Source organism: Calyptranema fuscum S582 (assembly GCF_055793305.1).
Genome location: NZ_JBSLYH010000074.1, coordinates 1 through 26,614 on the forward strand (window position 1 = coordinate 1; position 26,614 = coordinate 26,614).

A 26,614-nucleotide genomic window follows, 5' to 3' on the forward strand; every position below is an offset into this window, starting at 1 on the left:
AGAGAACTGCCGATTACGGCATTACCTGGCTCGATTGCATCGCAAGACGTTGTGTTATTCCAAATCGGTCGAAATGTTAGCGACCTCAGTCCGCTTACTCATCTATTATCTCAAGCACCGTCAGATTCCAGCATTTACTTGAATCATTTGTCATTGTGCAACGCCCAATAATTTTGTTACCATGCGGCACGCTTGATGTATCAATTGCCGTTGTAAGCTCATAAATACCAGCAGCATCCATTACTGGTTGAACTTCATTTGAGGAATACCGAGAGGTAAGCATAGATTCCACTGCTTCAGGCGATATCAGAGTTGCATCGCCAAAAAGAGGATCATTAAAACCGTCTTTATCTTCTTCTACTTGAAGTCCATGTAACCCGAACAGATACCAAACCTTAACTTTTTGCAGTTTTGGGCTATTTCCCTTCCGTTTCCTAGATCTGGTCATACCGGGCAATAAAGCAAAAAATACCTGAAGCTTATAATACTAATAATACATTATAATACATTAATTGAACTAGCGGATAATCAAAATCTCTAAACTATCCTTTCGGATAGTGAAGACTTGGGGCAATCACGTCAGACTGGATAAACCAGATCAATTACGATACTGGAGCGATCCAAGGGTAGGAAACTGTGGAGATTATCACCAAACGATTTCTTCTACGTGATTTTGTCCAGGATGATGAGCCTGCATTCCTTGTCTATCACGCTGACCCTCGTTATGCTCAGTTCTGTTCACCGGAGGAAGTAACCCCTGACTTTACTTGTCAACTGTTTCAACGGTTCATGCAGTGGGCAACCGAAGTTCCGCGATGCAATTATCAGTTGGCAATTATCGATCGCCGTAATCTGGAGTTGATTGGCTGTGGTGGATTGCGGCGGAATAGCGATGTAGATGGGCAGGCAGAACTGGGAATTGAGCTAGCACCTCAGTATTGGGGGCGTTATGCCTATGCGATCGAAATCGGGAAAGCACTGATTGATTTTGGGTTCCGCAATTTGGGACTAGAGGAAATTATCGGTATTTCTGTGAATGTTAACTTGAGAGTATCCCGGCTAGCAGAACGTTACGGATTCCAGGCGATCGATACACAACCGGGTTCTGATTGGATGCAGATGCAAGGGTGGAGCCAGGTTAAGTGGCAGCTTACCAGAGAATCATGGGAGCATTTATTTCCGTTGACCAGTTCGGCTAATTGAGCACATTCCTCAAACTGCCCATCCTACAAGATATTCCACCTCTCATTATTGGTTTTGGGCTATTTCCTCCCCATGTGCAGGTTTAGAGATTAGGAGTTGTTTTATGGAAAAACAAATTGTTCATCTGTTTGTATTTAATACGCTTGCGGATTGGGAAACGGGATATGCCGTCGCTGGAATCAATAATCCAGATATGCAAAAACAGCCCGGACGGTATCAGATCCAAACAGTTGGTTTAGACGCTGAACCTGCCACCACAATCGGCGGACTCACAATTCTTCCTGATATCACCCTCGCTGAATTAGAACCCGGAGCCATGTTGATTTTGCCAGGTGGTGAAGCCTGGGATAGAGGTGAAAACTCGAAAATTCTGGAGTCTACGAAAGCATTGTTGGCAGCGAATATTCCGGTTGCTGCTATCTGTGGTGCAACCGCAGGATTGGCACGTGCTGGTATTCTGGATGATATTCCTCACACCAGCAATGCCCCAGAGTATCTGCAAGCAACAAATTATCGAGGGGCAACCTTGTACCAAAATCAGCCCGTTGTTACTGCTGGTAATGTGATTACGGCAAATTCCACCGCACCTCTTGAGTTTGCCTACCACATCTTCAAGAAACTCGACCTTTACGAGCCTCCCATTTTAGAAGCCTGGTATGGACTATTCAAAACGGGGGATGCTTCGTACTACTTCACGCTGGAACAACTAACCACTTGACCCATTTTCGAGTGAAGCGATCTAAAAGACGATCTATTCTGGAGCAAAGAGACGCGATCGCACGAGTGGGTGAGCGATGAGTATTACAGTCCGACCAGAAGTTCCCTCTGATATTGGGGACATTGAAGCATTGACAGTAGCGGCATTTCTCAATGCCCCTCATACTAGCCACACCGAGCATTTGATTGTAAATGCCTTACGCGAGTCAGACAATTTGACAATCTCTCTCATTGCTGAGGTGGATGGAAAAATCGTGGGACATGTGGCTGTATCCCCAATTTCCATTTCTGATGGCAGTCAGGGTTGGTATGGGCTAGGACCCATTTCTGTCATACCAGATTATCAGAGCGTTGGAATTGGTTCGCAACTGATGAGACAAGCATTAGCGACTCTACGTGAACTGGGTGCTTCTGGCTGTGTGGTGCTAGGGGAGCCCGAGTACTATAGCCGCTTCGGTTTCAAGGCGGAGCCAAGCCTTGTTCTCCCCGATGTTCCCCCTGAATACTTTCAAGCGATTTCATTCGATGCATCTGTATCCAGTGGACTTGTTTCATACCATAAGTCATTTAATGTGCCGAGCGAATCACGTTAGACCCTGACAACCTCACCAATTATTGGAGGGAAAATGATGAAAGCAATTGTACGAGAGCATTTCAACACTGAACTGAATAGAGCTAACTCTGCTATTTCTGCCCAGGACTTTAAAGCTGCTTGGATTGCGCTACAACGCGCTCATATTCTAGGACAGCGGGATGCGATCGCCCACACGATCGCCCACTGGAATATGCTGAAGCTTGCCTGGAAACAGAGAGATTTTCGAGAGGTCAGGGGGCAAATCATGCCAGTCCTCATTGCTGCTCCGTTAACACTTCTGTATGGGCAGTTTCGATACTTGAGAGGCGGAAAAGCGAACGTGAATGCTTTAGAACAGATGTCTATTCCAGAAGACATTCGACAGATTTTAAATCAATAGCGTTCAAAGCTCGAAAACTATCCGTTCAACTATCTGTTCAACTATCCGTTTGGTCAGGGATGAAACTGGATTTGAGAGCGATTGTGAACATACAGTCGCACATCAATGAGGTTTCATGATGGAATGGACATTCGGATGGTGGCAGATTTCCGTTCAACGAGTTTATCCAACCACTCAACAACTTTCCCAAACCTATAATCAGGCTGCTTCCTGGTGGCATCAGCATTTGCGTCTTCTGGGCTATGGTCATGCGTATCGAGCATTATGGCGCTCCTTGGGAGCTTCGCGCAGCGAATCGCTAAAAAACACAGGAATGCTATCTCTTTGGAAGGAGAATTCCCAGATTTGCGATTGTGGAATTGGTACAGCCGCACTCAGTCTGAGCCTGGTTCAAACTATCCATTTAACCTTACAAATTACGGGTGTTGATATCTCATCCGAGATGCTGAACACAGCCCATCGAAAACTTAGTAGCGCAAAGGTTGTTCATCAGCTTTACCAGAGAGATGTTAGAGAATTGCCCTTTGGCGATCGCTCCTTTGACGGAGTCATCAGTGCTCACATGCTGGAACACTTGCCTGACCCAAAACAGGGATTACAGGAAATGGTTAGAATCCTTCGTCCCAATGCGCCCCTTGTGCTAATCGTAACCCGCACTGGACTTCTCGGAACACTGATCCAATGGCACTGGGGCAACCGATGTTTTAGCCAAAAAGAACTTTCCACACTCATGCAGGAGGCAGGATTGGTCAATCTAAAATTTATACCATTTCCTGTTGGACTGGCTCGCTTCAGCAGTATGGCGTGCATTGGATTTCGGAGAGCAGACCATGATGAAGAACAGAATGAGGTTGCACTACAGATTACTTCTGCTAGGGATGTTGATCGTGCTAGTGTTCCAACTCAGGGTAAATGCGGTTCAGCCAACCCTTGAGATGAAAATTGATCGCTTCATTACTCACCAGATGACCACTCAACACATCCCTGGTCTATCTCTAGCAATTACTCACGAAAATCAGGTGATGTATGTCAAAGGCTATGGCAAAGCGTCCACTCAGCAACTTGTCACACCGCAAACTCAATTTCCGATCGCCTCATTGAGTAAATCCTTTACAGCGATCGCAGTGCTGCAATTAGTAGAAGCCGGACAAATTAATTTGGATGCCCCTGTGAAACAATACCTGCCAAACTTCACTCTGGTTGATACAAAAACGGCTGATCAGATCACGATTCGTCATCTGTTGAACCATACCAGTGGATTGTCTGATTTTGGTTTTTCAGAAGCATTTATACCTCAACCCACCACCCATGCAGAACGAGTACAGAGTTTACAAAACGCTCGTCCTGTTGCACCTCCTGGAACCCAATTTCACTATTTCAATCCCAACTATGATGTTTTAGCGCGAGTGGTGGAAGTGGTCAGCGGTCAATCTTTTGGGGAGTATTTGCGATCGCACATTTTCACACCCCTCCAGATGTCACAGACATTTCATGCCACAACAATCGCTGAGGCACTTCAGCGCGGCGATCGTATGGCAACGGGACATTTAATGGCGTTCACAATTCCGTTTGCAGTTCCAGAACTATCGGGCTACCTGGGTGGCAATGCTGGCGTTATTTCTACGGCAGAGGATATGGCGAAGTATCTGATTCTGCACACGAATGAGGGACGGTTTGAAGACAAGCAATTGCTAACTTCAGACAGCATGGCTCTCATGCATACGCCACCGCCGCAGATTAATAGTCCCTATGCAATGGGATGGTTTGTCACAACAGAAAATGGTAGAAAAATTCTCCAGCATAACGGTATTTTGTCCACGTTCTACACCGATGTTGCTGTATTGCCGAATGAAAAATATGGTATTGCTCTGCTCTACAGCATTAGTGCATCGTCGCTGATTGCGTTTGCACTGCCGCAAATCAAAACGGGATTAATCCAATTACTCATAGATGGAACGCTTCCTCCAGATGGTTTCAGCATTAATCTCTGGGGTATCAATCTTGCAGTGTTAACAGTGATCGGTGTGGCATTGGCAGTTCGTAGTCTCCTATATTTTCCCCAGTGGAAACGAGCGATCCACACGACACCCAAATGGCAGATAATTTTGAGTATCGCATGGATGTTTTTCCCTTTCGTTATAGTGCTGACGATGCCTTGGCTGCTGGGGATGATGAGCGATCGCATTTTCAATTACCAGCAACTATTTCGAGCCATGCCGGATGTGATGCTTTGGCTGAGTCTGTGTGCATGGTTGGGTTCCATCAACGGAACGATCCGTTTGATCGCTTGTGCCAATAATAGGCAATCATAAGGAAAGTGAAAGATGAGCCAGCCTAACATGGCACGAAAGTTTCCCAGGTTCCCATTAAAAGCCCTGCCGCTTCGATTAATGAGCTTTGTCTATGCCCAGGTGCCTAGAAGAGTCGATCCGCTAATTGTTGCTGCCGCTGAGCGAGTACTTTCAACGGCAGTTAGCAATCCGATTCAGTTGACGCGAGTTGAGTTTATTTCTGAAAGAGGAAGAAGAAATTTATTACTACGATGTCATTGTTCTTCTGATACTGGGTTGCCTCCTAGCTTGATTATCAAAAAGGTGAACGCAAATTCCTATAACCCAAATGATCCAAACTCGTGGGACACATTGCGTTTCTTTAGGGATTGGATCGGTGCCCAATTTCTCAGCACAATATCTGATCAGTACCCGCATAGTCCTCGCTTTTATGGTGGTGATCTGACGTTAGGCTTCATTATTCTGGAGGATGTCCCACATCATGCTCGTTTAGTTGAATCCTTTTTAGGAAGCGGTAGCGCAAGCGCTGACTTGTCAGTTCGCCATCAAGCAGAACGCGCATTGCTTCAGTATGCAGCTTGTTTGGCTCGGCTCCATGTGGATACTTTCGGTAAAGCGGCAGAATTTGAGGCACTTGCTAGAGAGATTGCTCCCAAAGCACAATTCATGCGAGAGAGTGTAGATATTCCTACACAACAACGCCTATTAAGCAATTTAGGAATTCAGCCTGAAAGCAACTGGTTGCATGACTTAAATACGATCAATGAGGCGATGAACCATCCCGGCGATTTTCTAGCTTATGTTCATGCCGATGCCTGTCCCGATAATGTTTTAGATACGGGTGAAGGATTACGATTAATTGATTTTGAAACAGGTCATTTTGGTCATGCTTTTGTTGATATTGCTTATGGCAGAATGATGTTTCCGAGTTGTTGGTGTGCTAACCGCTTACCGCATACTGTGGTGCAACAGATGGAGAATATCTATCGCACGATCCTGAGCGAGCAGCGTCCAAGTGTAGAGAGTGATTCCATCTTTGAAACCGCTTTAGTCAAAACTTGTGGCTACTGGATGTTGACTACATTAACGCGACATCTTGAACCTGCTGTACGAAAGGATCTGACTTGGGGAATTTCTACTACCCGCCAACGGATTTTGGCTCGCTTAGAAGCCTTCATTACAACAGCGCAAGAATACAATCAACTTCCTGGTTTGCGCGGCACGGCTAGTCGGCTATTGGATCTGTTGCAGCAGCGTTGGAGAGGTACGCCTTCTCTCCCCGATTATCCAGCATTCAGATGACGAGCGTGGAAACGAAAAATCCACACGACACCCAAATGGTAAATCCTTTTGGGTATCGTATGGAAGAAAAGTCTTTGTGCAGGACTTGGTTGCGTCAATGGAACAATACGGCTTATTACTTGCGCCGATAATGAGCGGTCATGAAGTGCTGCCACTGCCCATCATCTCTCAATATATGGGAGGTCAGAATTCGGTGATCGTCGCTCTTGAACTCGATCACATCTTTGTACTTGCCCAGTTTCTTCTCACCCGTCATAGCAGGGTCATCCGAGTTGAGTGTTAGTGCAGTTTCAGAAGCATCTAGTTCACCGTCATATATCCAGGCGCCATCATTGAGCCAATCCAGGTGCCCCCATAACGTTGCTTCTGGGGATCGTAGCCAAGGGTCATGAGCGTTGTTGCAGCACCACCACACGGCATCTCACCCTGTCCTTCTGCTAGAAACCAGAGTCCACCCAGGGAGCGTACCGTTTCTGTTCCTGTTGATTTGAGCGGTTGATCGGGTTCCATCAGCATTTCGGATTCATAGAGCCACTCTCCGACGAGTTTCTGGAGCCACTGATGTTCTTGTTGAGGTTGAGCAGGCAGGCATGAAGTTTGCTCAGTTTGAATCGTTTCCATTTTTTATCTCCTTGTGATGAATGATTGAGAATTGCGATCGCAGTCAATTTAACGTAGAAGTGCCGCGTTTCTATCCATAGGTCGGCTTTTGCGGATACCCAGGGGGTGAGTCTTCAAAGTCTTCCTGCCGTCCGTATGGAGTCATATCCAGCAGGCTATAGGAGTCGGTGAGGGATTCAACGCCACGAGCGTAGGTTGAGTAGGCGTGGAAAACATCGTCGCCTAGACGGAAGAAAACGCTGAGTCCGTGGCTTTCACCTTGTATGACATTGGGGCCGTTCAATCGCTCTAACTCAGCCTTGTCTCGGTAGTTGTATTCGGTGGGTGCAACGGTTTCGTCTAGCGTGACATGGAAGTCGTAGTTGAAATCGCTACCAAAGGAGGAATACCAGGGAAGTGTCCATCCCTTCAGTGTCTTGTAAGCTTCCAGTTTGGGAAACGGGGCACGGGAAACCAGCGCAAAAGTTGTGTCACGCTCATTCAACTTGGATAGATCACCCAGTGAATTAACGAGTCCTGTACAGCCCCCACAGCCCTTCTCCCACTCTAGCGCAAACATGAAGTGGTAGATGATCAGTTGAGTTCGTCTCTCAAACAAATCAATGATTTTAGCGGAACCATTTGATCCTTCAAAGGTATATTCCTTTTCAAGTTTGACCATTGGTAGCCTGCGTCGTTCTGCGTTGACGCGATCGCGCTGCCTGGTCAACTCTTTCTCGTGTTCGAGCAATGTTTTACGAGAAATCAGCCACTCATCTCTTCCAACGATTTCTGGATGTGCAATTGCATTCTGAATCATGGTAAATCTCCATAGTGTGATAGTTGAATTCAGATCAAAAGTCGTGTTGCTGTAATGGCTTAAACTTCTATCTTTTCCCTTTCAGATTGAGCCTGATCCGTTGCACCGGGTTCCATGTATACCAGTTCCCAGATGTGACCATCCAAATCTTGAAACCCATGTGCGTACATAAATCCGTGATCTTGAGGTTCGTTATAGGTTTTGCCACCAGCAGCGATCGCCTTGCGAACCATTTCATCTACTTTTTCTCGATGCTCAACCGATAGGCACGTCAATACTTCGGTACTTTGGGTCGCATCGCAAATCGTATTTGGCGTGAATGTCTGAAACTTCTCATGGGTCAAGAGCATCACGAAGATGTTTTCGGACACAATCATGCAGGTAGCCGTTTCATCGGTGAATTGAGGATTGAATTGAAAGCCGAGTTGTGTAAAAAAGTCGATCGATTGCTTGAGATTCCTGACAGGTAAGTTAACGAAAATCTGAGTACTCATGGTTTTTCCTAATGTAGAGTTCAGCGATGACCAATTTGAACGATTCGTCGCAACACATTGTTAGAGAGTTTTTTGCACACATCAAAAAGTATTGACGACTGCGCTTACTTCATTGATTCCACATAAGACGAAAATTGATTCAAAAGACCCTCTGTGCCTGCTGTTCGTGACTCAGCATTATATTCGCCGATCAGAAATAACCCTTGCTCGGTGTAGGTTAGTTCAGTTGCGTTGGACTTGCTCTTGAACTCCACACCTGCGAGTGAAATAGAGAAGAGTGCGCCGCCAACTTGCATATCGAACGCATAGATCAAACGAATATTCGGCTCAATGAGATGAAAGCGTGCGGTATAGATTGTTTCTGTGCCGTCTTCAAAACGACCATGAGCAATTTCGATGCCGTTTGTTTCTAGATCCAGGCTTCTTCTGATTTCTGTCCAAGCTGGACCTACAAACCAATGCTTTCGATGCTCAAGTTGCGTCCATGCTTCGTAGACTTTTTCACGCGGCGCATTAATCTGGCGTGTCAATGAAAGACCGCCGTGTTTCATGGGTTCGTATTCATTCATACGCTCAAGTAACCTGCTCACAATTGACCATCCACGGTGTACCAAACTGATCGATTAACATGCCAAAACGGGCAGACCAGAACGTTTGCGCGATCGCCATTTTCACTTTGCCGTTTTCTGCCAGAGCATGAAAAATCCGTTCTGCTTCGGTGGGTTCAGAAACACTAATTTGAACGTAGAAGCCTTGCGGGGTTTCAAAATATTCCGGAGGGCAGTCAAACCCCATCAACAAGCGATCGCCCAAATCAAGACAGGCGTGCATGATTTTGTCATGCAACTCTGGTGGAACATTTTCGGCAGAAGGTGCTTCCTTGTGAGTCATCATCATGGTGATTTTGCCGCCAAGACATTGCTCGTAGAACTTGAACGCTGCCTCACAGTTGCCATCGAACATGAGATAAGAATTGATTTTCATGATGGATTCCTTTGGTGAATTTGTTCTTGTAGGAGTGGGTTGATTGCGATCGCTTGAGGATTTTCAATGGGTCTGTCAAACCCGCCCTTACAAACAGGTTTAGGGATTGAGGGTGAAGACCGCTTGAGCATTGGAGGGATTTAAGGGCACCGAAATGTGCTCATGTAGAATCTGCCAGGTTCCTTGCCGCTTCTGACACACAGCGGTAGCCCGCATCCACATCTGCATCGCAGGATGGTCTTGTTCGCCCTTAAAACGAAATAGCCAGTGGGCAGTCGCGATTTCATGATTAGCAGGAATGGTCAGGTCGCGTGTTTCCATCTCAAATGAGTTTGGGAAACAAGGCAAACAGTCCTGCAATTCTCGTTGAGTGTTCGATTCTGCATTGTGATGAGCTGAACGATCGCAGATGAAATTACTCCTGCTGTCGCGTTTCAACCTGGGCACGAATGCGGTCTTCCTGCTCCCTTAATTCGGGTGTCAGAGCTTCACCGAAATCCTCTGCCTCGAATATGGGACGGATCTCAATATCGGATTCTCCTGGCATTGGGTTGGGGCATCGCTTTACCCAGGCGATCGCGTCTTCAATGGAATTAACTTGCCACAGCCAGTACCCTGCAATTAGCTCCTGCGGTGGAGTGAAGGGTCCCTGAGTGACGGTGCGTTCTGTTCCTGAAAAGTGAACTCGCACCCCTTTTGAGCTAGGATGAAGACCCTCACCAGCGAGTAATATACCTGCCTGAGCTAATTCTTCGTTGAACTGTCCCATTTCAGTCATCAGCTGTTCGCTTGGCATGATGCCAGCTTCAGAGTCTTGGGTTGCTTTGACGATGACCATGACTTTCATTGTGAAATCTCCTGTTAAGTGGTTTTGAGTTGAATGGCTAGCTGACGGTCATGACTGTGCTGGTAGTCCCGCAATTTCAATAACAGGGCGAATTTCGACGGTGCCGACTCGTGCACCTGGGATTTATGAGGCGAGCAGCTTCGCTGTGCCAAAGGCAACGCAATAGCTTCATCCAAATCCTGAGCATTGACGAGAAAGAATCCGCCTAATTGTTCACGGGTTTCGGCAAAGGGTCCATCGGTCACGAAAGATTTGCCGTCACGTACTTGAACACTGGTTGCCGTTGAAACAGGATGACGCGGAGCAGATGCCGCGAATTGTCCCTTTGTATGGAGAGCCTGAGCAACTTGGCAGACTCCACGTAGCAATGCTCCCGCTCAGTGTCGCTCATGGCGTTTTCGTCCATATAAATCAGCAGCAAATATTTCATGCGGTTGCCTCCTTTGTGATTGAGTCGAATGGGGATTGCTTAGATCGACATCTCGTTGAAAAATCTTTTGTTGAGTCCGATCGAGCTTTACCTTCTTTGTCAGTCAGTCGAACGACGACTGCTCAAATCGACACCTTGCCCAAAATTTTTTGTTTAGTACAATTGAACTTTAGCTCACCTTTGTCAGTCAGTCGAACGAGGCTCCTCAAATCGACACCTTGTCCAAAAAATTTTTGTGTCTTTTTATGACAAGTACGACTCCAACTGCAAAATCCGATGTGGCTCAGGCGTTGCTAAGCAGTTCCCCCTCTGGGGTAATCGCCTCTGTCTATCAGACAGAATGGGGGCGAATTGTTGCCATCCTAATCCGGTTGGTGGGAGATTTTGATCTAGCTGAAGAAGCGGCACAAGAGGCTTTTGCAGCGGCAGTGAATCAGTGGGAAACCAGTGGGGTTCCGGATCTTCCCCGCGCTTGGATTATCCGAACTGCACGATATAAAGCGATCGATCGCCTCCGACGACGAACCCGACTGACCGAAAAACTGGAGTGGTACGCCGCATCAGGGTTGATTCCATCGAGCGAAGAACCAACCTATGACAGTGATGAAATTCTAGATGACCGTTTGCGATTAATCTTTACCTGCTGTCATCCCGCACTGGCGATCGAGACTCAGGTGGCTTTGACGCTACGAATGCTGGGAGGACTGGAAACCGACGAAATTGCTCGCGCCTTTCTCGTTCCAACTGCAACAATGGCACAGCGACTAGTTCGCGCTAAACGCAAAATTCGAGACGCGGGTATTCCCTACAAAGTACCAGAAACAACCGATCTCTCTCCTCGGATAGAGGCAGTCCTGAAGGTAATCTACCTCATCTTTAATGAAGGCTATGCGGCAACCAAAGGAGATTCGATCGTTCGATCGGATCTCTGTACTGAAGCAATTCGACTGGGGCAACTGGTGCGGCAATTGATGGCACCTCAACCACCCTCAGAAGTGACCGCACTGGTAGCATTGATGTTACTGCACGACTCGCGGCGTGATGCGCGTTTAGATGAAGCGGGCGATCTGATTCTGCTAGAAGATCAGGATCGGAGCCGTTGGAACCACCAACAGATTGCTGAAGCATTGCCTCTGGTCGAAGAATCATTGCGTGGCGGAACGGGAGTGTATGCTCTACAAGCGGCGATCGCCGCCCTCCATTGCCAGGTAATCCGCGCCGAAGAAACAGACTGGGTGCAAATTGTGCGGCTTTATGAGGTGTTAGAACGCTTGCAACCTTCGCCTGTTGTGACTTTGAATCGAGCAGTGGCGATCGCGATGGCAGATAGCCCCCAAGCCGCATTTGAGCTAATCTATAGACTTGCTCCAGAACTGGACAGCTATCATCTATTTCACGCCACCCGTGCAGATTTATTCCGGCGTGTTGGAGCACTAGAGGAAGCAACTCAGAGCTACAGACGAGCACTAGAATTGGTGACAAATGACAGTGAGCGTCGTTTCTTGGAACGTCGGCTACGCGAAGTTCAGCCCTAGCATCTTCACGTTCAACTTAACTCATGAAGAATTCAGATAAAGTTTCCGTAGGTGCCAAATGACTGTAATCACTCCTGATCGTTTCATCGTAGAGGAAAGCTGCTCTCACACTGCACAGGAACCAGATCGTACACTCTGGATTAGCGAAGCAGGGGGGCTTACCCAGTTCGGTGCGTTTATCGAAGTTCTGCAACCGGGTTCTCGTTCATCGATCAAACATTGGCATAGTGCTGAAGATGAAATGGTCTATGTCCTCGAAGGCGAGATTATGCTCATTGAAGGGGACACGGAGACTGTATTACGTCCTGGAGATGCCGCAACTTTTCAAGCAGGAGTACCAGTAGGTCACTGTCTTGAGAATCGTAGTGCTAAAGCAACTCGATGCTTAATAGTTGGTACCCGAGCAGCAGTAGACACAATCACATATCCTGAGCTTGATCGGGTTTGTCATCGTGATCGATCGTTGCCAGACGACATTTGGACTAACAGAGCGGGAGAACCTGCCTCAAATCCCTACTAACAATGATTGCAGGATACCCTTTTTCTTTTTGAGTAGCAACTCAACCAGAACAATGCTTGGAGTATAAGTCGTTTTTAGGGACAGGATAAAACTATGGAATTTCATCGAGGTCGCCTGATTGATCATGTCCATCTTCGGGTTGCTGATGTTAATGCTAGCAAACGGTTTTACCAGGCGGTATTGCGCTCGCTCGGACGAGATATTGATGGCGAAGGGGACGGCTACTTTTTTGCCGATGAGTTGTTTGTCGATCAGGCAGATAGTACACCATCAAAAATTCATCTTGCCTTTCAAGCCAATGATGAAGCAACCGTGCAGCAGTTTTACCAGGCAGGTTTGGCAGCAGGAGGGCGAGACAATGGTGCGCCTGGTGAACGACATTACCATCCAGGATATTATGCTGCTTTTTTGCTTGACCCCGATGGCAACAATATCGAAGCGGTTTATCACGGAGTGGCAGAGCGATCGGCTCCTTCAGTCGTGATTACAACCCCTGGACCGTTATCAAGTTGAGTATTATTGTCTAATCAATCCACTGTTGCTGATACAAATACTCCAGTACCCGTTGAGTGGCTGGAGCACATTGGTCTACATCCCTGTAAATGAGCCACGCGATCGCTTCAATTTCAGAGTTAGCAATGATATCACCCGTGTAGTCTGCCCCAAAGCAACGCATCGTCACCTGAGTTGGCTCTGTATAACCATGAGCAACTTCCTGCACAACCATCACCTCCGTTAAGGTCTCAGCAATCAGGCTGACATTGAGTTCTTCCTGAACCTCTCGGTGCAAGGCTTCCCAGTCAGACTCACCTTCCTCTCGTTTCCCACCCGGAAAATAAAACGCATCCTTGCCCGTTGTCCGGGCACACAAAACCTGTCTATCTCTGATGCAAATCCAGGCAACCACATCAACGATTGTGCTGTTCATTGCGACACATGAGATTTTAACTTTAATAGAATATCGCGCGATCGCGTCCAGAGAATGGAGCCTCCCTCATTAGGATCGAGAATGTGGGTCGCCTGGGGCAGACGAGCGCAGCCAGGGTTACGCCAAAATCGGGAGAGTGAACCGGACTGGTATCTAAACCGCCGTACCAGAGGTCTACAGGGATTGTAATATCCTCTAATGCAAACGACCACACAGTCACCGCATTCACTAAATCGCGGGCATAACCCCCTGCTCCCTGAGAAAATCCTTCCTGGAGGCAACGCTGGTATGCCTGACTGAATGAATCACTCAGATACAAGGTGCGATCGCGCTCTGCGCTCATGTTCATAATCAACTGCCACAGTCCTTCCCAGGTCGCAATCTGAGAAAAATGCTCCTCGAATGCCGCTGCATCCTGTTCCACCGCCGCAATCATTTGTGCCACATCGGGATGCAGAAGCGGTTTAATGCTCGGATGTGACAGTTCATCTTGTCCTGACACAATGGCGATCGCCTCTACTAACCCTGCCTCTGCTAAGGCAAAAGCAAAAGGCGCACCTTGAGAGAATCCAACTGCAAGAACTGGGTGAAGATTTCTGATATGGATCAATTCCCTTACATCATCAACCCAGGAAGATAGGGTTTTGCTGGGGTGGGGGTCCGATAATCCTAATCCCGGTCGGTCGATCGCCAGTAGCCGCAGCCCAAGAGCAGGCAGATGAGTCGTACCGAAACTAAGCGAACCACTCATCGCCGCCCCAGTACAAAACAAAACCGGAATACCATCCTCAGGTCCCCACTCAGACCATGCCAATTTACGACCGTCCTGTAGCTGGATTGCTGCTTGTCGTTCGGGGGGATGTACGAGTTGGTTCAAAGATTGCACTGTTCAATCCTTTTTATCATGGCAAATGTCTTCTAAAAGATTCTCAACTAGTTCGATTACAGTATTTTCCCATTACCGTGCTAAATCAGTAGAATAGCCAAATCAAAATAGCTCTGGATACTGGTCGGCAAAAATGACTTTACCAGGCACTTGCCGATGTTGTCCGTTAATGAAGACATGCCGCCAATGTTCATTGCAATCCAGCTTGGTGACGATCGTAGACAACGACTTCACATCTCCAACTTTCCGCTGCATAATCTAGATTGCACAGTTTCAATCTGTCGTCGTACTTGTTCTGCGCTCTGACGATTCATCCGGCTTTCCAACACGATCGGAACGTGGGTTGGAAATGTTGTGATGTAGGGTATCCACCAGGTGCGATCGCCAATGGTTGTATGGGTGTCCCGATAGCCATCGTTATCTGAAATGTGAATTTCCAATATTCGATTTTGAGCAATTTGAAGTACCTGCAACTTTTCCGAAAGGGTTGGAGTTTTCCAAATATTGAGGTGTGCCATATCGACAACAAGGTTGATGTCTGGCATATCTTGCAGGAATCGCTCAACCTGAATCTCATTCTGGAGAAGGTACTGGTGAGCTTCCTCAGATGGGGTTGGATACATCGTTTCCACCCCAAACTGAATACCGCGATCGCGACACAACTGCCCTAATTGAGCAACATTTTCTAGAAAGCAAGCATAGGCAATATCAGGATGATCGGATCGAGGATAGCTACCCGCATGAACGGAGTAAGCTCTGATATCCATCATGACCAGCCAATTGGTTAGCCGTTCAAAATAACGAGCATCAAATTTGTGAGCCAGATTAAAGGAACGCTGCCCATCCCAAACGAACGCATGATGGGCGCGATACTGCATTCCCTGCTGTTGATATTGCCGCAACACTTCGAGCGTATTGGGACTTGGTTTAGTGCCGATCGCCAATTCGACTTGCCGAACACCTGCTGCCCATAGAACCGCTAATGCTTCTCCGGTCGTGACACCACCATAAGCCGATAAGCTCACCCAAACTTGGTTCATGGGTTGCCCTCCACCATGGCGATACTGTTTGTCTCTGTCGTGGAGTAGTGAAACTGAACCGTTTGAGGAGTTAATGACAGTAAATGTGCAGCACAGCCGAACAGATAACTGATTTCCTGCCCTAATACATCTTGAGCGACAGTGATGTTTTGCTGCGATAAAAGTTGCGTGACCTTATCCTCAAAATAATAATCAAGCTGTTGTCGCAAACTATAAGAGCGGCGTTCGACAGGGGAGTAAATGCGCTGGGTCAGTACCTCAACTCGTTGGCTTTGTTCTCCAATCAGAATGGTCACTCCATAGCCATAAGCAGAATGAGTGCGCTCGTCATCGTAAGCATCGTGATCGACAGTCGCCTCATAATCCCGAATAGCAAGGGACAGATCCATTTGAGTCAGCTGCCAATTAGCAGGATTTGTGTCCACATCTGGCGATGGTTCAGTTTGGTTCCAACGCACACGGGCTGGAGTTGCCTGCACTTGAGGAATAAAGGTTTGTAGTTCGATTGAGTTGAGAAGGCATCGGGCATCGGTTGATAACTGCGCGTGGATCTGCGCTAACTGCTGCGATTGGGCTTCTACCAATGATTGTTCCTGCTGCCGCAATTGTTGAAGCATCTGGTCTACCGATGCCTGTAACTGGGTAAGGGCAGGTGTGAACTGCTCCTGATGTTGCTGTGTCAGGGATTCATACTCGCCAAGGAGGTGGAGTGGGGGCATGGGGAGCAACCTCAGACATGAATATCAGTTCAAATGTACCATTATTTTCTTCTGAGGAATCTGAAGTTGCAGCAAAGTTTGGATCAGCAAGCTGTCCATCGGTTTTAAAGCCCTCAAATTTCTGTCGCAATATCAACGTATGGTATGTCAGCAGGGCGATCTCAAAGCTAGTGGATTGGGTCAAGATTAAGAAACTGAATCAAAAGTGGTCATTTTGGGTTTAGCTAGCTTTTGCAGATGAAGGAATTTGATTACTCACTCGATTTCAAAGCGATCGACTTTCGCCAGCATCCAGAACTGTACCGGATCGGTAAAGGTGAGCAGGGCGTTTTGCTAGTTGAACCCTACAAGAGCGAGATTTTGCCCTACTGGAAATTCAAAACCCCAGAGATTGCCCGTCAATCTGCTGACAAAATCTACAGCCTGTTTCTTCAATACAAAGACGAAGGCGATTTTGTGGGCATGGACATGGCGCGAAAGTTTTTGCAGAGGGGTATACGCGATCGCGTCGCTATGCCAATCACAAGTCAGGACGCAAGTATGCAGCAGATTCCAAGACAGTTCTACCCCGTGAAGAAGATCCGATCAAAGCTCAATCTGCCAGAATTTTTTATGAACAGTGGCAATTGGTGAAGACTGATCCAGAATATATGCGATTAGCCGCATGTCACCGTGAGCAGTATCAAGGATCTGAACCCGTTGCTGCCAAAAGTCTAGGTTTTAGAGAGGAGTAGAGGTGTGAAGTTCTCAGACTTAAGAGGCATTTTTGCTCAGGAACAAACCAGCCGAGGGCTACTGGTCATTGGTTTGGATGCAGAAGGGCGACAGGTTGAGGTGCTCTTTCAATGACCCATGAACCAAAAGCCAACTGGGAAGCTGTGAATGTGAGATACCTCTAATTGGATTGCTTCACTAACCAGAACATAACGGGCATCTGCCTTTAGATAGAGATTTTAACGCACACAAAATTAATTGATAACCAAAAGAATCAGGAGAACTTTCTCCGAAATTTCAGCACGAGTGAGTGTAGTTCTAACGGCTCATAACTCCAGGTTGAAGTTTATGGTTCAAGGGATGAAAAGAGCTTCGCGTCGCTTATTTTGTTTGTTCGTTCTGACTGCTTTACTCACGGTTAGTTGTACAAGTATTAACTCCATCGGCAAGGAAACAGACTCAAATAGTGAAACCCGTGCGTCAAGCGAAGTTACAGCATCCAATGCCGAGCGTAACAATGAATTACGCGATTCTCCAGAGGAGAGGCTACGCCAACGCATGGAACAAATCTCGCAGGCTGCTCAAGGACGAGTTGGGGTTGCTGCCACCGTACTAGAAACCGGGGAATCAGTGACTCTCAATGGCGATCAGCAATTTCCGATGCAGAGCGTTTACAAGTTTCCCATCGGTATGGCTGTGCTGGCTCAGGTCGATCAAGGAACGTTAAGTCTAAATCAGCGGGTTCGTGTTGAACCCAGTGATTTTGTCTCAGCCCCTCAGCACAGCCCGATTCGTGACGAGTATCCACAAGGGGTGGAACTGAGCTTAGCTGAACTGCTGGAATACATGGTGACTGAAAGTGACAATACGGCTTGTGATGTCTTGTTGGAGCTAGTCGGTGGACCGAACGTTGTCACTCAATATTTGCGTGATCTCAACATAAACAACATCGTTGTAGCCAATACGGAAAAAGAAATTGGGCAAGATGAAGCCGTACAATATCGCAACTATGCCACACCGGATGCAGCAGTCACATTATTGCGTGCCTTGCATGAAGGGCAGGGGCTTTCAGATGCTAGCCAGGCGTTACTGTTACGGTTGATGACCGTAACACCGACAGGTCCAAACCGGATTAAGGGTTTGTTGCCTGAGGGAACCGTTGTAGCACACAAAACGGGGACATCGGGTACCGTTGATGGAGTAACGGCTGCGACCAATGATGTGGGACTCGTGACGTTTCCGAATGAGCAACATTTGGCGATCGCCGTCTTTGTCTCAGATTCCAGAGCAAACGTTACGATCCGTGAGGAAGTCATTGCCAAGGTAGCAAAGGCAGCCTGGGACGAATGGAGCCAATAGACGTTCTTTAGCGTTTGCAAATTTCGTTCATCTGCGGTCTGCTCATGCTGATTTACGACATTCAAAATCTGGTTAAGGTTTATCCAGGACAATCCCAACCGGTTAACGATCGCATCACTCTTCAAATTTACGAAGGCGAAATTTTCGGTATCTTAGGCGATAACGGGGCAGGTAAAAGCACGCTAGTCCGCCAAATGGTCAATTTGTTGCCGAGTAGTTCAGGGACGATCGCATTCCTGAGTAAACCGATTACGACCATTCCCCAAATTGTGCAACTGAATGTAGGCTATATGCCTCAGGAAAGCGGGGCAGTCAAAAATCTGACGATCGCAGAGAGTTTGTACTTCACTGCCCATTTGCGCGGTATGACTCGGCGAGAAGCCTGCCAGGAACGCGATCGACTGCTGCACCAGTGGAAGATGACCGAATGGCGCAATCAAACGGCTGTCCGCATTTCCGGTGGACAACTGCGGCTCCTACGATTAGCGGTGGCAATGGCAGGTTCTCCGCCCGTCCTGATTTTGGACGAACCCACCAATGATCTCGATCCACAGCGACGCAAATTAGTCTGGGACAACCTGCGGCAACTCAATCGAGAACAGGGAACCACGATTATTTTGATTACCCACGATGCGATCGAGGCAGAAAAAGCAATTGGGCGAGTCGGAATTTTACACGCCGGAAAGCTGGTGGCGATCGGTCGTCCGAGTGACTTGAAGCAACAGGTCGATCGCATGTTGCGTCTGGAGTTATTCTTTGAGCCTGACTATCCTCCCGTTTTACCTCCAGACCTGGTTTGCGATTGTCACACTCCAGGGCACTGGCACATTTTCTTGGAATGGGATCAAGTTGAGCAAACGCTGAACGGTCTTGACCTCAATCAGATTGACGATTTTCGCCTCTATTCTGCCACGTTAGAAGACCTGTATCTGCACTATGCAACCCAACCGTAAGCCCCTGCCACTTCCGCTGCAACTGTTCGACCTGCTGTGCATGGAATTGAGTAATTGGCGGTGGTCATGGCAGGTGATGGTATTAACGGCAACCATCAGTCCCGTGTTGAGCATTATTGCGTTGGGCGGTTTTGTTGCCAGAAATGACGCTGAATCCCTTCATGCCATTCTCGCAGGGAGTTTGGTGATGTCTCTCATGTTTGGCAATTTGGACAATGTGTCTTCCCGATTTGCCTACATGCGGTTCTCGGGTACGTTGGACTATTACGCTACATTACCGATTCAGCGATCGCTGTTGATGGTTGCCGTTGTTCTAGCATTCTTTGTGCTATCGCTGCCGTCTTTGCTAGTGACCATCGGCTTTGGCGCATGGTTTCTGCATTTGTCTTTGACCATTCACCCGCTGATTCTACTGGTCATTCCGCTCTGTGTCTTACCACTAGCGGGTGTGGGAGCAGCGATCGGGGCAAGTTCTCCTAGCCCAGAAGTTGGCGGAGGATTGACGTTATTAGTGACCATGTTGGCACTGTTTGTTGGACCTGTTTTATTGCCTGCCAGTCGTCTTCCAGAAATCGTTCAAACGATCGGCTATTTGAGTCCGGCAACCTATGCGGCATCCGCATTAAAACAAACGTTGCTAGAACCCATGACATCGCGCATCGTGATAGATCTGGTGGCACTGACAGGCTTTTTGGTTCTCACGCTCTGGCTGGTGTCTCGCAAGTTAAAGTGAACGTTGAATTCGATTGGCACACGCTTTAATTCTGTAGCAGTACTTTAGCGATCGCCACAGTGAGAACTATTGGGTGAACAACGTCGAGATATTGCTGCGAAACAGAGGTTCTGTACAATTTGTTCCCTCGCCACAGAGAAGATTCGCTTTAAAGGTGCGATCGTCGATCCACTTAAAACTACTCAAATCCGCAGTGGCAGACGTTTGCTCAAACATCTTTGATTCCTTTGTTTGCAAATCGAGGGCAACAAACCACGACACACCCTCCATCGATTCGACAAATAGGGCATATCGCTCATCACCCGTCCACTGCACCCAATTAAGTCCGCCGTATTTTGCAACATCAACCTTTTGGGCGGTTTCTGCCTGCCGATCGACCAGATACACCGACCAGCAAAGTCCCGAACCACTGGTCGTGCCTTCACAGGCTTTCACGATATTAAATCGACCCGATGGAGACGGATCAGAAATAATCAGCCGTTGAGCATAGGTAATATCGCCATTACTGATATAACTCACCGGAATTTCTGGCAACAGTACTTTACCCTGATACAACAGCTTGCCGTCATTACTGAACGTTAACCCCTGCACCGATTCACCCTTCAAAATTTCCGCCCATTCCTGGACATCTGCCATCTTGGGAAGGGTGGGGGAAGTTGCTGGAGTGGGTGTCGATGCCGTAACTGTTTCAAGGCTGGGGGAACTGGAATCAGACTGTGATCGCGTCGTTGTGTCGGTGCATCCAGCGATCGCGCTGCTCATCATCCAGCAGCCAATTACACAGGCAACGACTTGTCTTCTGCTGTAATTAAAGTTCATTTGAGTTTGCTCAACCAGTTAGAGTAAGTCAACGCGGCTATCGTGAATCCAGCAGTTGCTATCGGGATTATGGAACCAGGATTCACCGTTGTTATCCACCTGACGGCGATCGATTTCAACAAATGAGTTGCCCGAAAAGCGGGTTACAACTCGGTTCCAGGGGGAAACGCGGCAGTTTGACTGCTCCTGCTCATCGCCTGCAATTTTTCCCATCCGGGGAAAGACATTGGCATCGTCAGGCAGATTGTCACGTTCGTGGTAGATGTTATCTAAAGGAACCGGGTTAGAATTAGGCGATTGCTGAGCTACGGTTGGTAGTTGCAGGGCGATCGCAACGCCGACAACGGTACTGCTCCAGAGGAATGTTCTAAGCCAGGATCTGAATGTTTGCGGCATGATTTCAAGCCATGTTACTCAAAGCGACTCAAGAGACGAGTTTGGAAGCCTCAGTAGATATGATTTCAAGTTGAAAGCTGAGGTTTCCCATTTAGCGACATGATTTGAAATTGATGGGTCTGTGCAAAAAAATGATCACACAATCTGAACTGCTGCAAACTATTCATTTGCTCCAGTCCCTTTCCCTAAATACACGCTCTTCAGCCCTTTTGTTCCCTTCTTAGTCACACCCCAGTAGCGCAAATACCGATACGGACCATAGGTCTTGCCCGTCTTTGTATCTGGAATCATTTTTAACTCAATGTGACCTCGCCCCCCGTGTCGCCCCAACGGAGTTCCATCCTCCCGCCGCTCTTGGGACGCATCAACGGCTTCCTGCTGTCGGGACTCCAACAGTCCTGTAATCATGGCAGCGAGTTCTGCCAGTTCCTCATCCTGCCATGATTGGAGTTCTTGAATTAAACCTTCCGTTCGGCTTCGAGGTGCCATCCTTGTTACTCTGGATTGCGATTTAGGGAATAAATTGTCTCCACAGAAGCATAAGTATTCCCTAAATCCCTAAATTGCAGAAGATACAACTGTTTCAGTCTGGCTAACTGGCTTTTACTTAGGGAATAGTAGTCGTCTTTTTCGCATATACTTTTCCCTAAGTTGGCAATCGCCTGAAGCAAGCGGTTGGAAACGTTAGAAGAACCAACGGGCAGTACGGCTAAAATGGGCACTGCTAGAATAAAACACAACCACTTGACTCGCCTGGTCCCTTGCCATGACCACAGAACGGTTAGCCAAAATTCCGCCTCTTGAAAGCGGCGATCGCCTCAGCCGTGCAGAATTTGAGCGTCGTTATCACGCGATGCCTCACCTCAAGAAGGCGGAACTGATCGAAGGAGTTGTTTACGTGGCATCCCCCTTACGTGCCCAGGCTCACGGTAGCCCCCACGCTCACATTATTACTTGGCTAGGAGTCTATGAATCTGCTACTCCCGGTGTGAAGTGCTACGACAATCCAACTGTGCGCTTAGATGGGGATAATGAACCCCAACCGGATGCAGTATTGCGATTTGAACAGAATGGGCGATCGTCTATTAGTGAAGACGATTACATCGAAGGCTCTCCTGAACTGATCGTTGAAGTCGCAGCTAGCAGTGCGTCCTACGACCTCCATGATAAACTTCGGGTCTACAGGCGTAACGGAGTCCAGGAGTACGTGGTTTGGCGCACCTACAGTCAGCAGATTGATTGGTTTTATCTCCAAGGTGGGGAGTATCAATCTCTAACGGCTGATGAGCAAGGCATTTTTCGCAGTCAGCAATTCCTAGGGCTGTGGCTGGCGAGCGAAGCCCTCCTGTCTGGCAATTTGGGGGAGGTACTTCGTGTGCTTGGGCAAGGAATCGATAGTCCAGAGCATGGAGAATGTGTGGCTTCTCTTTAATCGAACGAGCGATCGCTGCGGCTGAAGCATGGCAACCAGGGCAACGAAGCTCCTTAAAGCCAGAACACGTCAAGCAAGCGTGGCAGTGGTTGCACGAGAACGATGGTTCCTAACGGCAGAACTCGTTTAGATTACCGTACCTTTGCATATTTAGAGCAGCAATTATTTAGGGAATACTTCCATATGATTATTATCAAAGCAACAGCCCTATGAGAAACACCAGGACTGAACTTATTCAATACCATTCGTCTCCTAATTCTTCGGCATCAATGTCTACATATTGCCCATTTAAATAAATTTGTGAATTTTTTCTGTACTTCTTCTTGAAGATATCAGCTTCATATTCATCTTCTTTGTCATACAGATATCTTCTCTGGCTAAAAGATTCGGCTGCTCTAAAATTTATTCCTTCTGTTTTCGCATTTGTGAGTTTTACATCAGTTAGATCAGCACTACTAATATTAGTGTTGGCAAGGAAAGCCTTTGTAAAATCGGCACGTCTAAGGTTTGAATTCTCAAAATTCACACTCCTTAAATTAGCATTATAAAAATTGGCTTCAAGCAGAAAAGAATTGCTTAGATTAGCGTATGACAAACGTGATCGACTAAAATTGGCATATCTAAGATCCAAATTCTCTAGATTAGCTCCTCTTAAATCCATGTTAGAGAGATCAATCGAGCTAAGTTTGATTTTCGAGTTTTGGTTATCTTTTCTCCATCGGTTCCATTCATCGATCTCTTGATTAAGCAAAATAAATCTTGCCAACCTTTCCTTGAAATCTAAAAATTCATGCTCCACTGATTTCCTATCAAAGAAAAAAATTTGTGCTTCTTGGTTAGGTGTAGCTACCGCAATAAGCATATGTTCAAGATTTGATCCATACGTAGCATTTACTGCCTCTAAATAAGCGACACACTGCATTTTATATTCACTAATTTCACTCTCGTTCCACAAATAATTAGCTGTTTTCCATTCGACTAAGCATGGAGTATTTTCCCAAGTTAAAACACAATCGATCTTTCCAACATACCGCAAAGTAGGGTGAATCACAGGTGTCTCTATAAGCTTAGCTTGATCTCTGTCTATCCCTTTCAATATGGGTCGAATGGAGTCTCTCCAAGGTTCGAGTTCCTCTGGGCAAGCATCTAATCGCTGTTTTTTAAGATAATTTTCAATTCGCTTATGTAATTGTCTTCCTCGCAGTAAAGCTTCTTCGTTTTCTTGATTGAAATCCATTCTTGTTGTATGCGTTACTTTTTCTAGCTTTTTATAAGCCAACCATCTTAATCGCTGTTCAAATTTCTCATCCTCTCTTTCACTAGCGTTAGGATGTAATCCCGAATAGCATATGGGTAGTGGGGGTGAAGTCTCATTGAGAATATTAGTTACTGATGCAAAATACTTAGTAAAATATTTGCAAAATGATTGTAATAAATATGGTTCCTGCTGTAATTGCATTATAATACCGAGTAAAAACTTGCCGTCGAGAGTATATAAGCTCTTTCCTAATTCCTGATAATTTTGATGTCTACAAAAATCAAGGATTGATTCAAATACCTCTTGTTGTGGCTGCATAGTTATAGAACGATCTCCATAGAAGAAACAGAAACTCTGTTTTGATATAGAATTAAGTTTTCTGCATTAATCCTTATCAATGCAAAGTTAAGCGTCATTGGTAGATGCTCGGAAATTGCAAGAGATGCTTATTGGGGTTATCCAAAGGATTACGGTGACAATCGTTGCTTGAGGCTGGCAGTTCCTTACAAATACGTGAAGCGATACGAGAGCGAAGAAACCAGATCCAACAAAGAAAAGTTGTTGTACCCGATCGCGAAAGCTGTGTTATCTCTTATATAACCGATCGCGGATAACCATGAGTGCTGGTAAGGACAAACAGAGCCGTAAAGGGCTAGGGCAGTATTACTCGGAGCCAAAGAAGCCAACCATGATTGGTCTGACTCCGACTGCTGTGGAGCAACTAGATGCGCTGGCAGCAGAGTTTCACCTATCTCGGTCTGAATTCATTGAGCGAATTGCCCGACGGATGATCCCGGTGGGAATGCCTGGGTTGAGCGTCGTTTCTTCAATGGGTAAGCATGATGAAGCCTAAATCTAGTCCCAATGAGAAGGCTACCTCAGAGCTTGAAACCCCTTCTCAGCTATCGTTGACCGAGGTAGAAGTTCTGCCGCCTCAGTCTACCCGCACCAAGATTCGCAAACCGCGAAATTTACCCCGTACTGAACCCCCACTCTTTACTAATAAGTCTGTAGAGATGATGGCGAGCGGGGCACCCGTCATCTCCGCAACTCAGGCGTTTCTGAAGCCACCCGATTGGAGTGAGTATGGGCAAGATCGACTTTACTTCCAGAAGCAGTTTGGCAAGGGGCGTTACATTGAGTTTTATGTTCTAAACAAGCAGAAGCACCAGGCTGACTCCATTTCATCCCAAGCTGAGCGGGAGATCCTGGAGCAGTATGGTGTAATGGCAGCCCGTCTCCATGCGGTGTTTGCGTCCTATGCGGCGATCCAAAGTGAACCCTGGAAGCAGCCGTTTTACCTGCTGGGGACAGATCTGATTAAAACGCTCAAAGTTCACAACAGCAATAAGTTTACGAAGTCACAGAAGTTGAAGGCGATCGCCGACTTAGCGTGGGTCGTGGGTACATTGGGTGCGGTGATCCACTGGTTTGAAGGCGATATGGATCTGTGTGTACGGGAGCGGAGTCTCCTGTGGATTGTCAGTGTGCAAGAGTACACCCAACCAAATGTGGATGGTGAAACTGAGGAACTGCATGAGGTTGTGATCCGCGTGCAGCCAGGATTGTGGACACATAACTTCCTGAACCGGGAAGGCGCACAACAGCAGAAAGCCTTGTATCAATATGGGCTAATGCCTAAAGAGGTTTTTGACATCGATCCTCATCGTCGCAAACTGGCGACCAGCATGGGATTGTACCTGATCCAGAATAGCCGCGCTCGTCCCAATGGAATCTATACGATCGAAAGTCTGATCGAAAGCGTCCTTCCCAGCAATGAAATTGAAAGGGCACTGTCCGATCGCCGCTATGGGTGGAAGTTGAAAGAGTCTGTTGATAATGCCTTGCTGACGCTCAAAGATAGCCTCAAGATTGATATCGGCTTTGATGATGAAACTTACCCAATCTGGCTAAGACCCGTCTGGAGTCTGCCCGATGAAATAGCCCTATTACCCACTAAGGAGCGAAACCAACAGCTCTTAGGCGCGAAGTGGTTGCCCGATAACTACATCTCCAAGCATTGGTTCCCGGCGAAAATCTCGTTCAAGTTACCCTCACAGATTCAGGAGTGCCTGGATGATCTGGAGGCAAGGCGAACTGAGAAGAGCCATCGGGCATCTGCGAGACGACGGACTATTGAAGCGGATGCTCAGCCTGTACTGGCGATTACCCCAAAGGGGGAACTGCTTCGCACCGCTCAGCTCCCTGCATCAGAATTAGCAGGAGCTACTGTTAAAGCCGCACGACAGGCAAAAGGATGGACGCAAGCTCAACTCGCATCCACGATCGGCAAGAGTGTGAGTTGGGTGAAGTTGGTGGAGAGCGATCGCCGTCGAGCGGTCGATACTGACCAAAGTTTGCTTCGCCAGGTTTTGGATATCCAGTAAATGGAATAAGTAATAGTTACATACCCTGTAACCCTGCTGCGGCTCTTTCCAGGTAAGGGTTTCAGCTCTTATCTGGCTCTGAAACTGTCATTAAAGGTGACATTGCCATCCCCCACTCGTGACTTGAAGTTTCGGAACTCACCGATTGGGCTTAGTTTTATAAGTCTGTAACCCTATGTAACTATTGTTAAACAAGGCTTTTTGCTCTTTTTGGCTTCAGAATTCTCCTATAAGCGTGACATCAGCATCCCCTACAAGTGACTTCAGTTGCGT

The 26,614-nt window shown here is 47.2% G+C and carries 34 protein-coding genes and 3 pseudogenes; 19 read left to right on the forward strand and 18 right to left on the reverse strand.

The annotated features are described in order from the left end of the window. From ACR6Z4_RS29580 to ACR6Z4_RS29615, 8 genes are all read left to right on the forward strand, one after another. On the forward strand, positions 1–142 hold a 142-nt coding region (locus tag ACR6Z4_RS29580; protein ID WP_479720981.1), incomplete at its 5' end, for an IS1 family transposase. A 494-nt stretch (positions 143–636) separates the two neighbouring features. Continuing rightward, a complete protein-coding gene (locus tag ACR6Z4_RS29585; RefSeq protein WP_479720948.1) occupies positions 637–1,203 on the forward strand; it encodes a GNAT family N-acetyltransferase in 567 nt (188 codons plus the stop codon). Between the two features lie 103 nt (positions 1,204–1,306). Then, the gene (locus ACR6Z4_RS29590) at positions 1,307–1,921 is read left to right on the forward strand and encodes a type 1 glutamine amidotransferase family protein (protein WP_479720949.1); all 615 of its coding nucleotides are present in this window, start codon (positions 1,307–1,309) and stop codon (positions 1,919–1,921) included. A 76-nt stretch (positions 1,922–1,997) separates the two neighbouring features. Continuing rightward, positions 1,998–2,513 carry a GNAT family N-acetyltransferase gene (locus ACR6Z4_RS29595; protein WP_479720950.1) on the forward strand — a complete coding sequence of 172 codons (516 nt, stop codon included), beginning with the start codon at positions 1,998–2,000 and terminating at the stop codon, positions 2,511–2,513. A 33-nt stretch (positions 2,514–2,546) separates the two neighbouring features. Beyond that, positions 2,547–2,894 (forward strand): DUF3703 domain-containing protein, encoded by a 348-nt coding sequence (locus ACR6Z4_RS29600; protein WP_479720951.1) that lies wholly within the window; start codon positions 2,547–2,549, stop codon positions 2,892–2,894. 118 nt (positions 2,895–3,012) lie between these two features. Beyond that, positions 3,013–3,828: a class I SAM-dependent methyltransferase gene (locus tag ACR6Z4_RS29605; protein WP_479720952.1), complete on the forward strand. Its 816-nt coding sequence runs from the start codon at positions 3,013–3,015 to the stop codon at positions 3,826–3,828. Continuing rightward, entirely contained in the window at positions 3,782–5,206 is a 1,425-nt protein-coding gene (locus ACR6Z4_RS29610) for a serine hydrolase domain-containing protein (RefSeq protein ID WP_479720953.1), read from the forward strand. Before ACR6Z4_RS29605 ends, ACR6Z4_RS29610 begins: the two co-directional genes overlap by 47 nt. 12 nt (positions 5,207–5,218) lie before the next feature. After that, entirely contained in the window at positions 5,219–6,487 is a 1,269-nt protein-coding gene (locus ACR6Z4_RS29615; protein ID WP_479720954.1) for a phosphotransferase, read from the forward strand. 115 nt (positions 6,488–6,602) lie between these two features. Here ACR6Z4_RS29615 and ACR6Z4_RS29620 read toward each other — a convergent pair. The 8 genes and pseudogenes from ACR6Z4_RS29620 to ACR6Z4_RS29655 form a co-directional block, all read right to left on the reverse strand. Beyond that, positions 6,603–7,108 (reverse strand): annotated as a pseudogene (locus tag ACR6Z4_RS29620) (DUF1579 domain-containing protein). Positions 7,109–7,178: 70 nt separating this feature from the next. Beyond that, a complete protein-coding gene (locus ACR6Z4_RS29625) occupies positions 7,179–7,907 on the reverse strand; it encodes a DUF899 domain-containing protein (RefSeq protein ID WP_479720955.1) in 729 nt (242 codons plus the stop codon). Positions 7,908–7,966: 59 nt separating this feature from the next. Continuing rightward, entirely contained in the window at positions 7,967–8,401 is a 435-nt protein-coding gene (locus ACR6Z4_RS29630; protein ID WP_479720956.1) for a VOC family protein, read from the reverse strand. 104 nt (positions 8,402–8,505) lie between these two features. Further along, positions 8,506–8,970 (reverse strand): SRPBCC domain-containing protein, encoded by a 465-nt coding sequence (locus tag ACR6Z4_RS29635; protein ID WP_479720957.1) that lies wholly within the window; start codon positions 8,968–8,970, stop codon positions 8,506–8,508. A gap of 4 nt (positions 8,971–8,974) precedes the next feature. Then, positions 8,975–9,385 (reverse strand): VOC family protein, encoded by a 411-nt coding sequence (locus ACR6Z4_RS29640; RefSeq protein ID WP_479720958.1) that lies wholly within the window; start codon positions 9,383–9,385, stop codon positions 8,975–8,977. A 99-nt stretch (positions 9,386–9,484) separates the two neighbouring features. After that, the gene (locus tag ACR6Z4_RS29645) at positions 9,485–9,706 is read right to left on the reverse strand and encodes a nuclear transport factor 2 family protein (RefSeq protein WP_479720959.1); all 222 of its coding nucleotides are present in this window, start codon (positions 9,704–9,706) and stop codon (positions 9,485–9,487) included. A 94-nt stretch (positions 9,707–9,800) separates the two neighbouring features. Continuing rightward, positions 9,801–10,232, reverse strand: a complete 432-nt coding sequence (locus ACR6Z4_RS29650; protein ID WP_479720960.1) for a YciI family protein — start codon at positions 10,230–10,232, stop codon at positions 9,801–9,803. Positions 10,233–10,280: 48 nt separating this feature from the next. Further along, positions 10,281–10,662: pseudogene (locus ACR6Z4_RS29655) on the reverse strand (YciI family protein). Between the two features lie 245 nt (positions 10,663–10,907). On the opposite strand from ACR6Z4_RS29655, the gene ACR6Z4_RS29660 reads away from it, so the two are divergent. From ACR6Z4_RS29660 to ACR6Z4_RS29670, 3 genes are all read left to right on the forward strand, one after another. Beyond that, positions 10,908–12,197 (forward strand): RNA polymerase sigma factor, encoded by a 1,290-nt coding sequence (locus ACR6Z4_RS29660; RefSeq protein ID WP_479720961.1) that lies wholly within the window; start codon positions 10,908–10,910, stop codon positions 12,195–12,197. 58 nt (positions 12,198–12,255) lie between these two features. Then, positions 12,256–12,717, forward strand: coding sequence for a cupin domain-containing protein (locus tag ACR6Z4_RS29665; RefSeq protein WP_479720962.1), 462 nt, complete (start codon positions 12,256–12,258; stop codon positions 12,715–12,717). Between the two features lie 93 nt (positions 12,718–12,810). Beyond that, entirely contained in the window at positions 12,811–13,230 is a 420-nt protein-coding gene (locus ACR6Z4_RS29670; protein WP_479720963.1) for a VOC family protein, read from the forward strand. Positions 13,231–13,240: 10 nt separating this feature from the next. Here ACR6Z4_RS29670 and ACR6Z4_RS29675 read toward each other — a convergent pair whose 3' ends face one another. The 6 genes from ACR6Z4_RS29675 to ACR6Z4_RS29700 all read right to left on the reverse strand — a co-directional run bounded on the left by ACR6Z4_RS29675 (position 13,241) and on the right by ACR6Z4_RS29700 (position 16,474). Then, positions 13,241–13,645, reverse strand: a complete 405-nt coding sequence (locus ACR6Z4_RS29675) for an NUDIX hydrolase (protein WP_479720964.1) — start codon at positions 13,643–13,645, stop codon at positions 13,241–13,243. Positions 13,646–13,667: 22 nt separating this feature from the next. Further along, positions 13,668–14,531, reverse strand: coding sequence for an alpha/beta fold hydrolase (locus ACR6Z4_RS29680; RefSeq protein ID WP_479720965.1), 864 nt, complete (start codon positions 14,529–14,531; stop codon positions 13,668–13,670). Between the two features lie 102 nt (positions 14,532–14,633). Beyond that, on the reverse strand, positions 14,634–14,786 hold the full coding sequence (locus ACR6Z4_RS29685) for a hypothetical protein (protein ID WP_479720966.1): 153 nt from the start codon (positions 14,784–14,786) through the stop codon (positions 14,634–14,636). Then, on the reverse strand, positions 14,762–15,571 hold the full coding sequence (locus tag ACR6Z4_RS29690; RefSeq protein WP_479720967.1) for a sugar phosphate isomerase/epimerase family protein: 810 nt from the start codon (positions 15,569–15,571) through the stop codon (positions 14,762–14,764). The genes ACR6Z4_RS29685 and ACR6Z4_RS29690 overlap by 25 nt, the downstream gene beginning before the upstream one ends. Continuing rightward, a complete protein-coding gene (locus ACR6Z4_RS29695; protein ID WP_479720968.1) occupies positions 15,568–16,290 on the reverse strand; it encodes a hypothetical protein in 723 nt (240 codons plus the stop codon). The genes ACR6Z4_RS29690 and ACR6Z4_RS29695 overlap by 4 nt, the downstream gene beginning before the upstream one ends. Then, a complete protein-coding gene (locus tag ACR6Z4_RS29700) occupies positions 16,259–16,474 on the reverse strand; it encodes a hypothetical protein (RefSeq protein ID WP_479720969.1) in 216 nt (71 codons plus the stop codon). The genes ACR6Z4_RS29695 and ACR6Z4_RS29700 overlap by 32 nt, the downstream gene beginning before the upstream one ends. Before the next feature lie 122 nt (positions 16,475–16,596). On the opposite strand from ACR6Z4_RS29700, the pseudogene ACR6Z4_RS29705 reads away from it, so the two are divergent. The 4 genes and pseudogenes from ACR6Z4_RS29705 (at position 16,597) to ACR6Z4_RS29720 (ending at position 20,049) form a co-directional block, all read left to right on the forward strand. Continuing rightward, a pseudogene (locus ACR6Z4_RS29705) lies at positions 16,597–17,024 on the forward strand (DUF4385 family protein). A 340-nt stretch (positions 17,025–17,364) separates the two neighbouring features. Beyond that, entirely contained in the window at positions 17,365–18,363 is a 999-nt protein-coding gene (bla, locus tag ACR6Z4_RS29710; RefSeq protein ID WP_479720970.1) for a class A beta-lactamase, subclass A2, read from the forward strand. A gap of 44 nt (positions 18,364–18,407) precedes the next feature. Beyond that, positions 18,408–19,316, forward strand: a complete 909-nt coding sequence (locus tag ACR6Z4_RS29715; protein WP_479720971.1) for an ABC transporter ATP-binding protein — start codon at positions 18,408–18,410, stop codon at positions 19,314–19,316. Beyond that, positions 19,300–20,049, forward strand: a complete 750-nt coding sequence (locus ACR6Z4_RS29720; protein ID WP_479720972.1) for an ABC transporter permease — start codon at positions 19,300–19,302, stop codon at positions 20,047–20,049. Before ACR6Z4_RS29715 ends, ACR6Z4_RS29720 begins: the two co-directional genes overlap by 17 nt. A 66-nt stretch (positions 20,050–20,115) precedes the next feature. Here ACR6Z4_RS29720 and ACR6Z4_RS29725 read toward each other — a convergent pair whose 3' ends face one another. From ACR6Z4_RS29725 to ACR6Z4_RS29735, 3 genes are all read right to left on the reverse strand, one after another. After that, positions 20,116–20,868, reverse strand: a complete 753-nt coding sequence (locus ACR6Z4_RS29725) for a hypothetical protein (protein WP_479720973.1) — start codon at positions 20,866–20,868, stop codon at positions 20,116–20,118. An 18-nt stretch (positions 20,869–20,886) separates the two neighbouring features. Beyond that, complete coding sequence (locus ACR6Z4_RS29730; RefSeq protein WP_479720974.1) at positions 20,887–21,264, reverse strand: hypothetical protein; 378 nt, start codon at positions 21,262–21,264, stop codon at positions 20,887–20,889. Positions 21,265–21,423: 159 nt separating this feature from the next. After that, positions 21,424–21,753: a hypothetical protein gene (locus ACR6Z4_RS29735; protein WP_479720975.1), complete on the reverse strand. Its 330-nt coding sequence runs from the start codon at positions 21,751–21,753 to the stop codon at positions 21,424–21,426. A gap of 277 nt (positions 21,754–22,030) precedes the next feature. On the opposite strand from ACR6Z4_RS29735, the gene ACR6Z4_RS29740 reads away from it, so the two are divergent. Both ACR6Z4_RS29740 and ACR6Z4_RS29745 read left to right on the forward strand, forming a co-directional pair. Continuing rightward, positions 22,031–22,696, forward strand: coding sequence for a Uma2 family endonuclease (locus tag ACR6Z4_RS29740; RefSeq protein WP_479720976.1), 666 nt, complete (start codon positions 22,031–22,033; stop codon positions 22,694–22,696). Next, entirely contained in the window at positions 22,678–22,809 is a 132-nt protein-coding gene (locus ACR6Z4_RS29745; protein ID WP_479720977.1) for a hypothetical protein, read from the forward strand. Before ACR6Z4_RS29740 ends, ACR6Z4_RS29745 begins: the two co-directional genes overlap by 19 nt. A gap of 122 nt (positions 22,810–22,931) precedes the next feature. Here ACR6Z4_RS29745 and ACR6Z4_RS29750 read toward each other — a convergent pair whose 3' ends face one another. After that, entirely contained in the window at positions 22,932–24,272 is a 1,341-nt protein-coding gene (locus ACR6Z4_RS29750; RefSeq protein WP_479720978.1) for a pentapeptide repeat-containing protein, read from the reverse strand. A gap of 298 nt (positions 24,273–24,570) precedes the next feature. Between ACR6Z4_RS29750 and ACR6Z4_RS29755 the strand changes: the two genes are divergently transcribed. Both ACR6Z4_RS29755 and ACR6Z4_RS29760 read left to right on the forward strand, forming a co-directional pair. Next, positions 24,571–24,807, forward strand: coding sequence for a ribbon-helix-helix domain-containing protein (locus tag ACR6Z4_RS29755; protein ID WP_479720979.1), 237 nt, complete (start codon positions 24,571–24,573; stop codon positions 24,805–24,807). Then, a complete protein-coding gene (locus tag ACR6Z4_RS29760; protein WP_479720980.1) occupies positions 24,794–26,341 on the forward strand; it encodes a helix-turn-helix domain-containing protein in 1,548 nt (515 codons plus the stop codon). The genes ACR6Z4_RS29755 and ACR6Z4_RS29760 overlap by 14 nt, the downstream gene beginning before the upstream one ends. Positions 26,342–26,614 lie beyond the last annotated feature (273 nt).

What these genes read in the sequence shown, in the direction of transcription:
- ACR6Z4_RS29590 (WP_479720949.1), top strand. Translation starts at nt 1,307, where the DNA reads ATGGAAAAACAAATTGTTCATCTGTTTGTATTTAATACGCTTGCGGAT.
- ACR6Z4_RS29595 (WP_479720950.1), top strand. Translation starts at nt 1,998, where the DNA reads ATGAGTATTACAGTCCGACCAGAAGTTCCCTCTGATATTGGGGACATT.
- ACR6Z4_RS29600 (WP_479720951.1), top strand. Translation starts at nt 2,547, where the DNA reads ATGATGAAAGCAATTGTACGAGAGCATTTCAACACTGAACTGAATAGA.
- ACR6Z4_RS29605 (WP_479720952.1), top strand. Translation starts at nt 3,013, where the DNA reads ATGGAATGGACATTCGGATGGTGGCAGATTTCCGTTCAACGAGTTTAT.
- ACR6Z4_RS29615 (WP_479720954.1), top strand. Translation starts at nt 5,219, where the DNA reads ATGAGCCAGCCTAACATGGCACGAAAGTTTCCCAGGTTCCCATTAAAA.
- ACR6Z4_RS29625 (WP_479720955.1), bottom strand. Translation starts at nt 7,907, where the DNA reads ATGATTCAGAATGCAATTGCACATCCAGAAATCGTTGGAAGAGATGAG.
- ACR6Z4_RS29630 (WP_479720956.1), bottom strand. Translation starts at nt 8,401, where the DNA reads ATGAGTACTCAGATTTTCGTTAACTTACCTGTCAGGAATCTCAAGCAA.
- ACR6Z4_RS29635 (WP_479720957.1), bottom strand. Translation starts at nt 8,970, where the DNA reads ATGAATGAATACGAACCCATGAAACACGGCGGTCTTTCATTGACACGC.
- ACR6Z4_RS29640 (WP_479720958.1), bottom strand. Translation starts at nt 9,385, where the DNA reads ATGAAAATCAATTCTTATCTCATGTTCGATGGCAACTGTGAGGCAGCG.
- ACR6Z4_RS29645 (WP_479720959.1), bottom strand. Translation starts at nt 9,706, where the DNA reads ATGGAAACACGCGACCTGACCATTCCTGCTAATCATGAAATCGCGACT.
- ACR6Z4_RS29650 (WP_479720960.1), bottom strand. Translation starts at nt 10,232, where the DNA reads ATGAAAGTCATGGTCATCGTCAAAGCAACCCAAGACTCTGAAGCTGGC.
- ACR6Z4_RS29660 (WP_479720961.1), top strand. Translation starts at nt 10,908, where the DNA reads ATGACAAGTACGACTCCAACTGCAAAATCCGATGTGGCTCAGGCGTTG.
- ACR6Z4_RS29665 (WP_479720962.1), top strand. Translation starts at nt 12,256, where the DNA reads ATGACTGTAATCACTCCTGATCGTTTCATCGTAGAGGAAAGCTGCTCT.
- ACR6Z4_RS29670 (WP_479720963.1), top strand. Translation starts at nt 12,811, where the DNA reads ATGGAATTTCATCGAGGTCGCCTGATTGATCATGTCCATCTTCGGGTT.
- ACR6Z4_RS29675 (WP_479720964.1), bottom strand. Translation starts at nt 13,645, where the DNA reads ATGAACAGCACAATCGTTGATGTGGTTGCCTGGATTTGCATCAGAGAT.
- ACR6Z4_RS29685 (WP_479720966.1), bottom strand. Translation starts at nt 14,786, where the DNA reads ATGCAGCGGAAAGTTGGAGATGTGAAGTCGTTGTCTACGATCGTCACC.
- ACR6Z4_RS29690 (WP_479720967.1), bottom strand. Translation starts at nt 15,571, where the DNA reads ATGAACCAAGTTTGGGTGAGCTTATCGGCTTATGGTGGTGTCACGACC.
- ACR6Z4_RS29695 (WP_479720968.1), bottom strand. Translation starts at nt 16,290, where the DNA reads ATGCCCCCACTCCACCTCCTTGGCGAGTATGAATCCCTGACACAGCAA.
- bla (WP_479720970.1), top strand. Translation starts at nt 17,365, where the DNA reads ATGAAAAGAGCTTCGCGTCGCTTATTTTGTTTGTTCGTTCTGACTGCT.
- ACR6Z4_RS29715 (WP_479720971.1), top strand. Translation starts at nt 18,408, where the DNA reads ATGCTGATTTACGACATTCAAAATCTGGTTAAGGTTTATCCAGGACAA.
- ACR6Z4_RS29720 (WP_479720972.1), top strand. Translation starts at nt 19,300, where the DNA reads ATGCAACCCAACCGTAAGCCCCTGCCACTTCCGCTGCAACTGTTCGAC.
- ACR6Z4_RS29725 (WP_479720973.1), bottom strand. Translation starts at nt 20,868, where the DNA reads ATGAACTTTAATTACAGCAGAAGACAAGTCGTTGCCTGTGTAATTGGC.
- ACR6Z4_RS29730 (WP_479720974.1), bottom strand. Translation starts at nt 21,264, where the DNA reads ATGCCGCAAACATTCAGATCCTGGCTTAGAACATTCCTCTGGAGCAGT.
- ACR6Z4_RS29735 (WP_479720975.1), bottom strand. Translation starts at nt 21,753, where the DNA reads ATGGCACCTCGAAGCCGAACGGAAGGTTTAATTCAAGAACTCCAATCA.
- ACR6Z4_RS29740 (WP_479720976.1), top strand. Translation starts at nt 22,031, where the DNA reads ATGACCACAGAACGGTTAGCCAAAATTCCGCCTCTTGAAAGCGGCGAT.
- ACR6Z4_RS29745 (WP_479720977.1), top strand. Translation starts at nt 22,678, where the DNA reads ATGTGTGGCTTCTCTTTAATCGAACGAGCGATCGCTGCGGCTGAAGCA.
- ACR6Z4_RS29750 (WP_479720978.1), bottom strand. Translation starts at nt 24,272, where the DNA reads ATGCAGCCACAACAAGAGGTATTTGAATCAATCCTTGATTTTTGTAGA.
- ACR6Z4_RS29755 (WP_479720979.1), top strand. Translation starts at nt 24,571, where the DNA reads ATGAGTGCTGGTAAGGACAAACAGAGCCGTAAAGGGCTAGGGCAGTAT.
- ACR6Z4_RS29760 (WP_479720980.1), top strand. Translation starts at nt 24,794, where the DNA reads ATGATGAAGCCTAAATCTAGTCCCAATGAGAAGGCTACCTCAGAGCTT.